This window comes from Neisseria sp. P0021.S006, assembly GCF_051956895.1.
This window is the reverse complement of sequence record NZ_JBQCWZ010000263.1, coordinates 1-1,726: the sequence shown is the minus strand read 5'-3', so window position 1 is coordinate 1,726 and position 1,726 is coordinate 1. Positions and strand designations below refer to the sequence as shown.

General features: G+C 54.9%; 2 protein-coding genes. Both read left to right on the top strand.

Features of this window, described 5'->3' with window-relative positions; all coding sequences use genetic code 11:
• Nucleotides 1-1,318, top strand: a 1,318-nt coding sequence (gene purH / locus ACTHUM_RS13175; protein WP_440403078.1) for a bifunctional phosphoribosylaminoimidazolecarboxamide formyltransferase/IMP cyclohydrolase, incomplete at its 5' end; no start/stop codon positions are given.
• Nucleotides 1,319-1,365: 47 nt separating this feature from the next.
• The gene (locus ACTHUM_RS13170; RefSeq protein WP_083315937.1) at nucleotides 1,366-1,647 is read left to right on the top strand and encodes a hypothetical protein; all 282 of its coding nucleotides are present in this window, start codon (nucleotides 1,366-1,368) and stop codon (nucleotides 1,645-1,647) included.
• Nucleotides 1,648-1,726: the final 79 nt, after the last annotated feature.

Here is a 1,726-nt window from a genome sequence, read left to right as displayed (position 1 = left end):
GATGGAAGAACACGGCATCGGCAACATCGACCTCGTGTGCGTCAACCTCTACCCCTTCGCCGCCACCATCGCCAAACCAAACTGCACGCTGGAAGACGCGATTGAAAACATCGACATCGGCGGCCCGACCATGGTGCGTTCTGCCGCGAAAAACTGGAAACACGTCGCCATCGTTACCGATACCGCCGATTTCCCGGCCATCGCCGTCGAACTCGAAGCCAACAACGGCGCATTGAGCGACAAAACCCGTTTCAACCTCTCACGCAAAGCATTCAGCCATACCGCCCAATACGACGGCATGATTTCCAACTACCTGACCTCGCTTTCAGACGACGTCTTGAGCGGCCAGCCCCAAATCGGCGAATTCCCGAGCCAGTTCAACCAAAGCTGGATTAAAGTGCAAGATATGCGCTACGGCGAAAATCCGCACCAACGCGCCGCGTTCTACCGCGATATTTACCCAGCCGCGGGCAGCCTTTCCGCCTACAAACAGCTGCAAGGCAAAGAATTGTCTTACAACAACATCGCCGATGCCGATGCCGCATGGGAAGCCGTCAAATCCTTTGACGCGCCAGCCTGCGTGATTGTGAAACACGCCAATCCGTGCGGCGTAGCCATCGCCTCCAATACCTTGGATGCATACAAACTCGCTTACGCCACCGACACCACCAGCGCATTCGGCGGCATCATTGCCTTCAACCGCGAAGTTGACGGCGAAACCGTCAAACAAATTACCGACAACCAATTTATGGAAGTCCTCATGGCGCCGAAGTTCACCGCCGAAGCCCTCGAAATCGCCGCCGCCAAGAAAAACGTGCGCGTATTGGAAGTGCCGCTTGAAGCAGGTGCCAACCACTTTGAACTCAAACGCGTCGGCGGCGGACTGTTGGTACAAACCCCCGACATCCACCGCCTCAGCCGCGCCGATTTGAAAGTCGTCTCCAAACGCCAACCGACCGAGCAAGAATGGAACGACCTGATGTTTGTATGGAACGTCGCAAAATACGTCAAATCCAACGCCATCGTCTTCGGCAAAGGCGGTCAAACCTACGGCATCGGCGCAGGCCAAATGAGCCGCGTGGACAGCACCCGCATCGCCGCCCGCAAAGCGCAAGATGCCAATCTCGACCTCAACGGCGCATGTGCCGCTTCCGATGCCTTCTTCCCATTCCGTGACGGCGTAGATGTCATTGCCGAGCAGGGCATCAAAGCCATCATCCATCCCGCAGGCTCCATGCGCGACCAAGAAGTCTTTGACGCGGCGGACGAACACGGCATCGCCATGGTCGTCACCGGCATCCGTCATTTCCGCCACTAATAAGCTGATATAAAATAAAGGCCGTCTGAAAACAAAGTTTCAATATCATGAAACCCGTTTTCAGACGGCCTTCTTCAATCATCAAACAATTTAGCGGCCTAACTGTAAATCAGGACAAAGCAACCAAGCTCCAGCCAGCCCGATTCATGCAGCAACACAATGCCGCCCAAGTTAAAACCAACCCACTCAGAGCAAGAAACATGAAACACATCCTCCTCATCCTCGCCCTTGCCGCACTCACCGCCTGCGCCTCCAGTCATACCGGTGGCTACGGCTATGCCGGCAACAACGGCGCTTCCGCAGGCGTGACCCAAACGTTCCGTTGGTAAGGCCGTCTGAAAAAACAACACAGTTTTCTACAATAGAGCACAAACAAATCCCAAACGTAAAGGCAAGTTTTACACTTGC

Excerpts from the sequence above, each read along its gene's own strand:
- ACTHUM_RS13170 (WP_083315937.1), top strand. The coding sequence starts at position 1,366 with ATGAAACCCGTTTTCAGACGGCCTTCTTCAATCATCAAACAATTTAGC.